This is a genomic window from Heminiphilus faecis (assembly GCF_008728965.1).
Taxonomy (GTDB): domain Bacteria; phylum Bacteroidota; class Bacteroidia; order Bacteroidales; family Muribaculaceae; genus Muribaculum; species Muribaculum faecis.
This window is the reverse complement of sequence record NZ_VSMC01000004.1, coordinates 129,089-136,755: the sequence shown is the minus strand read 5'-3', so window position 1 is coordinate 136,755 and position 7,667 is coordinate 129,089. Positions and strand designations below refer to the sequence as shown.

The following is a 7,667-nucleotide window of genomic DNA, read 5'->3' as shown; positions in this document are numbered from 1 at the left end:
TAGTTTTCATGAGAAAAAGCGTCCAAACTTTTCCTTTAAATTACTAATTTTCAGGGACTTTTGCAAATTTAATCGACTGAAAATTAAGTGTTTAACAGCATAAATTTAATTTTTGTCATCTACTAAACTATAAAGTATACAATGATATTTAAAGAAAACACCCGACCGATATATCTGCAGATTGCCGACCGCATATGCTATGACATAATGAGCGGCGTCTACAATCCCGATGACCGCATGCCATCGGTAAGAGAATATGCCGCATCGGTGGAGGTAAACGCCAATACCGTCATGAGGTCACATGAATATCTGTCGACACGCGACATCATATATAACCGACGTGGCATAGGCTTTTTCGTGGCCTCCGACGCACGCAACGCCATTGTCAAAATGCGCCGCGATGCATTTTTAAACAACGATATAATCGATTTTTTCAAAGAATTGAAAATGCTCGGTATTGCCCCCGATGAACTGAAGTCGATGTATCAGAACTATTGTAACTCACAGTATTTAACCGAAAAACAATGAAGAAAACATCATTATCACTCATAGGATTAGTCGCTGCGGGAGCTATCGCAGTAGCAGTGGCAACAGCCGTTATCACGTGTGCCAACAACGGTCGGGAAGCAGCCCTGCTTTTACTTGACGGAGAGCCGATAGAAAAGCAATTGCCAGAGTTCTCACAAATTGTATTTACCAACAATGACGACATTATCGACAACATTCCGGGCATCTATGTGGAACTGTCATATCCGTTTACCGTAATTCAAAACGATGAAATATCATCACCGTACATCACTGCCGACCCCGAATGGTATAAATACATTACCGTATCGGCCGACTCCGGCATACTGACTGTAGACATGGACTTCCACGGCATAGAAGCGCTTATGGAAAAAATGAAGGACGAGCGACGAAATCTGGTATTCAAGGGCGGTCCGATGACAATTTATGTTCCGAAAGCGATGCTAACATCGGTCGAAGCAAGTCAATCGGCCGTCACATGCATAGAGCATATCAATGCTGACGTACTTGACATAACGTTAGGCAATGTGTTGTTTTACAATTGCCGCCTTGATTCGCTCCGTATGACAAGCCGGTACGACAGTCAACTGTCTACCGTATTCACAGATTGTACGATTGATGACGTTGTGCTGAAATCAGACCGTACTGAAGATGTTACAGTCAACGGCTCAGGTAACTCCATAAACACCTTTGTATGGCTTGACAGTTATCCCAAGACGGACAAGCATGCCTACATGAATTTCAATACCACCGGAATAAAGGATTTCGAGTGGAAGCCAGAACTCACTGCAAGAGACATTGTATTCAGTCGTAAAGGCTCTATTAGATCATCGGCACTTGAAGCGGTACCCGACACAGTGCCTTATATCTCGGACTTAATAATCAGTTATCCCTAAAATAATTTCATGGACCGTGCAACCTGCGGCGGCGATGATACGTCTAACAATTAAAACAGGAAAAAGTAAATATTAATGATACATTTATCTGACATCAACAAAACCTATCCCGGAGCTGTGCCTCTGCATGTGCTTAAGGGCATAAACCTTGACATAGCCAAAGGTGAGCTCGTCTCCATTATGGGCGCGTCGGGATCAGGCAAGTCCACTCTGCTAAACATATTGGGCATACTGGACAGCTACGACACCGGCGAATATGTGCTTGACGGTACTTTGATAAGGAATCTCAGTGAGAACCGTGCCGCCGAATTACGCAACAAGCTGATTGGCTTCGTATTTCAGTCTTTTAATCTTATAAATTATAAAGATGCGCTTGAAAACGTGGCTTTGCCTCTGTTTTATCAGGGAGTGTCACGCAGGAAGCGTAACAAACTCGCCCTTGAACAACTTGACCGCATGGGGTTGCGCGAATGGTCACATCACCTGCCGAGCGAGCTGTCGGGCGGTCAAAAACAACGTGTAGCCATAGCCCGCTCGCTCATCACCAAGCCGGCGATAATACTTGCCGACGAGCCTACGGGCGCCCTCGACAGCAAGACTTCGGTAGAGGTTATGAAAATATTCCGTCAGCTGAATGACGAAGGAATGACTACGGTAATCGTAACTCACGACCCCAATGTAGGAGCACAGACCAACCGTATAATACGTATATCCGACGGCATAATAACACAACAAAGCCATGCTTGACCTTATAAATGAAATATGGCAGACGATGAGCACAAACAAGCTCCGTACAGCACTGACCGGCATGGCTGTAGCTTGGGGTATATTCATGCTCATCATGCTTGTAGGGATGGCCAAAGGAGTTTCCAACTCATTCTCTTCAAGCGAATTTGCCAAAACGTCAAATGTAATAATGCTGTGGCCCGGAAGAGCGTCAAAGCCCTATAAAGGACTGAAGGAGGGACGGTGGATACCTCTCAAAGAGCGAAATCTAAAAGAGATAGAGCACGACAATCCCGGAAAAGTAGTAATGGCCGCACCAAGTGTCGATGGACAAAGTACTATTATGTCGACCGAGCGCGACTATGTGTCGCGCAGCTATTCAGGCGTATACCCAGAAGCACGCGAACAGCTGGTTATCGACTACGGACGTTTTATAAACGAAAAAGACCTCGCCGAACAGCGTAAATCGATAGTCCTTGATTATAAGACAGCCGAACAGCTCTATGCCGACCCTACAAAAGCCGTAGGTAAAAGCCTGAATGTAGGAGGAGTGGCTTTTAATGTTGTAGGTGTATACGATCATGAATGGAAAACCGACATATTCATCCCCTACACCACTGCGCGCGCGCTGGCAGGTTATAATGACGATCTGGGCATGATAAGGGTTGTCACCGGCAATCTAAAGTCGGAAGAAGATGCCGAAACGCTTGAAAAAAGCATACGAGCCACCCTCGGTCGCAGCAACAGTCATGCCGCTGATGACAACAGTGCCATATGGGTATGGAACCGCTTTGAAAGCTATCTTGCCAATCAGAAAGTCATGAACATACTTAACATAGTCATGTGGGTCATAGGTCTGCTGACTTTGATAACCGGCATAGTGGGTGTAAGCAACATCATGTTCGTGTCAGTGCGTGAACGTACTCATGAAATAGGTGTACGACGGGCCATCGGCGCTAAGCCGCGCAACATACTCGCTCAAGTCATAGTAGAGAGTGTGTCGCTTACAACCATTTTCGGTTATATAGGCATACTTCTCGGCACCGTAGGTACGGAAATTCTCGCACATGTGTTTGCCGGCTCCGACTTCATCAAAGACCCTACGGTAAACCTGTCACTAGCCATGCAGGTAACTTGTGTACTTATAGTGTCAGGCGCATTGGCAGGCATATTTCCCGCAATGAGGGCGCTTAAGGTGCGTCCTGTGGAAGCATTACGTACCGAATAAAAAAGTATTATCGATGAAAAATCCTATTTTTGACATTGACAACTGGAAAGAGATAACCGCAACCCTTTCACGCAACAAGACGCGTACTTTCCTGACGGCATTCGGTATATTTTGGGGCACAGCCATGCTTGCCATGCTGTGGGGCGGAGCACAAGGTCTTCAGGATTTACTGAGACGACAGTTTTCAGGCTTCGCCACCAATACCGCGCTTGTGCACTCAAGCCCCATAACCATGCCATATCGAGGTTACAGCAAGGGCATGTGGTGGACAGTCACACAGTCTGACGTAAACAACATACGTAAATCAGTATCAGGTATCGACGCACTCACACCGATAGCCACCCGCAGCACCAATGCCGCTTTCGGGTCCAAGACGGTATCGAGCCGTATTCAAGGAGTGTCGAGTGAATATCCGAAAATAAACGAGCCAATAATCTATAGCGGACGCTTTATAAATGAAGCCGACGAATACAATGACCGCAAGGTATGTGTAATAGGCAAACGAATTGCCGACGAACTTTTCAAAGGTGACGATCCTATAGGGAAGTTCATATCTATGGACAATATATATTATCGTGTAGTGGGCGTAGCCGGACAGAAATCGGAACTTAATATCAACGGCCGACTTGATGATATGGTAGTTGTGCCGATATCCATGATGCGCAGGGCCTATAATCTCGGCAACAATATAGACTTCATGCTGTTTACGGCCAAGCAGGGCGTCAAGCCGAGCGACCTACAGCCCAAAATAGAACGCATACTGCGCGCCGCACACCCTATTCATCCCGATGACAGTCAGGCCATAAGATTTATGGATATTTCCAAAGAGTTTGAGATGGTCGACAATATGTTTACCGGTGTCGACATACTTGTGCTGTTTGTAGGACTCGGTTCTCTTATGGCCGGTATAATCGGCGTAGGCAACATAATGTGGATAATTGTAAAAGAACGTACTCAGGAGATAGGCATACGACGGGCCATCGGAGCAAAGCCCCGTGACATAATCATGCAGATACTCTCGGAGAGCGTGGTGCTTACTATTGTAGCCGGGACAGCCGGCATATGCTTTGCCGTGCTCATACTTTCGGCAGTGGCCCACGGCTCGGCTGACGAAACCGGAGAAATGGCCCGCTTCCAGCTTACGTTCATGAATGCCATATACATACTTATACTCTTTCTTTCGCTCGGCACGGCCGCCGGTATCATTCCCGCCATCAAAGCCATGCGTATAAAACCGATTGAAGCTCTTAATGATAAATAAACCATAAAATTTTACATAACCACGATGAAAAAAGTATTTAAAATCTTGATGTGGACGGTGATAGCACTGATTTTTGTGGGCACGTTCGTCTACCTGTTCTACAACTCAAAATCAAAAGAGACCGTTTATGAACTCGTAACTCCCGAAACGGGCGACATAACACGCAGTACCGTACTTACGGGAAAGATAGAGCCCCGTGATGAAATAGAGATCAAGCCGCAGATATCCGGTATAATTTCGGAAATCAACGTAGAACCGGGCGACTTGGTGAAGGAGGGCGACATCATAGCCAAAATCAAAGTCATACCTGAAGAGTCGCAGCTGTCATCGGCCCAGAACCGTGTGGAGGTGGCGCGCATATCGCTTGACCAGAGCAGAACCGAGTATGAAAGAACCAAGTCACTTTACGGCAAGAAGTTTGTGAGCCGCGAAGAGTATGAACAGTCACAGTCAACATACAAAAAGGCGCAGGCTGAATATGATGCGGCCGTAGATGCACTTTCGATTGTGCGCGACGGCATATCAAGCCTTAACGCACAGCAGAGCAACACGCTTGTCCGTGCCACAATAGACGGACTTATACTTGAAGTTCCGGTAAAAGTAGGTACTTCTGTCATACAAGCCAATACGATGAACGACGGAACGACCGTTGCCAAAATAGCCGACATGAATAACCTTATATTCAAAGGTAAAGTTGACGAGACAGAGGTCGGGCTTTTAAGTCAGGGCATGAATACAACCGTATCGATAGGTGCGCTACCCGATATAACGCCTACGGCAATCATTGAATACATAGCGCCTAAAAGCACTGAAGAGAACGGCTCAAATACATTTGAAATAAAAGCGGCCATCCAAGTGCCTGACTCGGTGCAGTTGCGTGCAGGCTACAGTGCCAACGCCGCTATAGAACTCAATAGTGCTAAAAACGTGCTCACTATACCTGAAAGCGTTATCGAATGGGTCGGCGACAGCACCTTTGTATACTGTCTTACCGACTCCGTACCGGCACAGACGTTTGAACGCCGCAATATCAGCACAGGCCTTTCAGACGGCATAAAGATAGAGGTCAAATCAGGCATAGACAAAACTGCACGTCTGCGCGGTAATGAAATAAAAGACTGATTAATATATCAAAAATACGAGTATTGACAATATGAAATCCCATATACTGACTGCGGTGTTCCTATCGCTCACCATGACGGCCATGGCCGACAGTTGGAGCCTTGAACGCTGCATAGACTACGCAGTTGAAAATAATATAACTGTAAAAATGCGCGATGCCGACCGCATGTCGTCACGACAGTCGGTTACCGACGCCAAGTCACGTTATCTGCCCTCACTCTCGGCCAGTGCGGGACAGTCATGGAACTTGGGCCGCGGTCTTACCGCTGAAAACACATATGCCGACCGCAATACATCAAACTTTCAATGGGGAGCTTCGTTGAGTCTGCCTCTATTCTCCGGAATGTCGACTACACGTCAGGTAGAACTGGCCAAGGCAAATCTGGCTACCGTAATGGAACAATATGAGGCGGCTAAAGAAGAGATAACGCTCAATGTGATAGCTGCCTATCTTCAGGTTCTATACACTCAGGAGTTGAATGATGTCGCCAAAAATCAAGTGGAGCTTTCACAATATGAGCTTAGTCGTCAGGAAGCGCTGCTCGAAGCAGGCAAAATACCGGAAGTGGATATGCTCGAGGCCAAAGCACAGCTTGCTCAGGACGAGTTGAATCTATCGCAGACTGCCAACGACATACGTCTTGCCATTGTCGACCTGACCCAACTGCTCGAACTTGACGACATAGACGGCTTCGAAGTGGAACCGCTTGACGGCGACAATGACATGATCATATCGCCCGCCGATGCTTATGCTTCAGCTCTGCAATATAACCACTCGTTGCGCGCGGCACGTATGAATATCGAAGCGTCAGACAAAAACATCTCGCTCGCCAAAAGTGGATACCTGCCCACTCTGTCGTTCAATGCCGGCATAGGCAGCAGCTACTATAAAGTTACCGGATACGAAAATGAAGGGTTTGCGCATCAGATGAAAAACAACTACAGCACATATTTCGGTTTTTCGCTCAACATACCTATATTTGACGCGCTGTCGACCCGGAACTCGGTAAGACGTGCCAAGGTGCAGCGGATTAATGCACAGTTACAGTATGACCAAGCAGAGCAGACCCTGTTCAAGTCGATACAACAGGCTTACTATCGCGCAGATGGAGCCGACAAGAAGCTGAAAGCAAGTATTGTCGCTGAAGATACAGCAAACAAAGCTTTCGAAGCCATGAAAGAAAAGTACAATATCGGCCGTGCCACACCGACAGAGTACGAGCAGGCTAAGGCAAAGGCCATGCGCACAACGGCCGAACGCATACAGGCACACTATGAACTAATACTGCGCACCCGTATACTGACTTTCTACAGTCAGCCTCATTAATCGCCGTATTGTTCGAGATAGGCCTCGCATGCGAGTGCAAGTTCATCGTACCACTCTTTGCCGAAACAGGCAGAGAGTGGTTCTTTTAAGAACCGGTACAGACGTATGCCCTCTTTACGTCCCAGCAATTCGGCGGCCTTACATATTTTCCACCGATGATAATTAACTGCCGTAAACGACGGATATTTTGTAATCCTTACCGGATAAAGGTAGCATGAAACCGGTTTACGAAAATCAGTAATGCGTCCCTCGCGATATGCCTTCTCTATAGCGCAATAGCACATACCTCCTTCGCCATAACACGTAAACACACAATTCTTTCCGTCAACTATTGATGTCACGAGGTCGCCCTCTTCATCTATATACCCTACTCCGTTTTCCTCGATCTCCCTGCGGGCGGCAGGTGTAAGATCATCATAAACGATGGGCAATATCTCTTTGAGTGTGTCATACTCCTCTTTCGTGATGGGAGCACCGGCATCGCCCTCTATACAGCATTCGCCGAGACACTTGTCAAGATCACAGCAGAAATACCGTTCGGCAAGATCCAGACTTACGAGTTTATCCTGTATCTGTAACATG

General features: G+C 46.9%; 8 protein-coding genes. 7 read left to right on the top strand and 1 reads right to left on the bottom strand.

Annotated features, from left to right (window positions below):
• Nucleotides 1-141 precede the first annotated feature (141 nt).
• From FW767_RS03120 to FW767_RS03090, 7 genes are all read left to right on the top strand, one after another.
• Nucleotides 142-528, top strand: a complete 387-nt coding sequence (locus tag FW767_RS03120) for a GntR family transcriptional regulator (RefSeq protein WP_121699648.1) — start codon at nucleotides 142-144, stop codon at nucleotides 526-528.
• The gene (locus FW767_RS03115) at nucleotides 525-1,421 is read left to right on the top strand and encodes a hypothetical protein (RefSeq protein WP_121699647.1); all 897 of its coding nucleotides are present in this window, start codon (nucleotides 525-527) and stop codon (nucleotides 1,419-1,421) included. The genes FW767_RS03120 and FW767_RS03115 overlap by 4 nt, the downstream gene beginning before the upstream one ends.
• A 75-nt stretch (nucleotides 1,422-1,496) precedes the next feature.
• Nucleotides 1,497-2,168, top strand: a complete 672-nt coding sequence (locus FW767_RS03110) for an ABC transporter ATP-binding protein (protein ID WP_121699646.1) — start codon at nucleotides 1,497-1,499, stop codon at nucleotides 2,166-2,168.
• 25 nt (nucleotides 2,169-2,193) lie between these two features.
• The gene (locus FW767_RS03105) at nucleotides 2,194-3,375 is read left to right on the top strand and encodes an ABC transporter permease (protein WP_205523790.1); all 1,182 of its coding nucleotides are present in this window, start codon (nucleotides 2,194-2,196) and stop codon (nucleotides 3,373-3,375) included.
• 13 nt (nucleotides 3,376-3,388) lie between these two features.
• Complete coding sequence (locus FW767_RS03100) at nucleotides 3,389-4,636, top strand: ABC transporter permease (RefSeq protein WP_121699644.1); 1,248 nt, start codon at nucleotides 3,389-3,391, stop codon at nucleotides 4,634-4,636.
• A gap of 24 nt (nucleotides 4,637-4,660) precedes the next feature.
• On the top strand, nucleotides 4,661-5,758 hold the full coding sequence (locus tag FW767_RS03095) for an efflux RND transporter periplasmic adaptor subunit (RefSeq protein ID WP_121699643.1): 1,098 nt from the start codon (nucleotides 4,661-4,663) through the stop codon (nucleotides 5,756-5,758).
• A 31-nt stretch (nucleotides 5,759-5,789) separates the two neighbouring features.
• The gene (locus tag FW767_RS03090; RefSeq protein ID WP_121699642.1) at nucleotides 5,790-7,085 is read left to right on the top strand and encodes a TolC family protein; all 1,296 of its coding nucleotides are present in this window, start codon (nucleotides 5,790-5,792) and stop codon (nucleotides 7,083-7,085) included.
• Here FW767_RS03090 and FW767_RS03085 read toward each other — a convergent pair.
• Entirely contained in the window at nucleotides 7,082-7,666 is a 585-nt protein-coding gene (locus FW767_RS03085; protein WP_121699661.1) for a DUF3109 family protein, read from the bottom strand. The genes FW767_RS03090 and FW767_RS03085 overlap by 4 nt on opposite strands.
• Nucleotide 7,667: the final 1 nt, after the last annotated feature.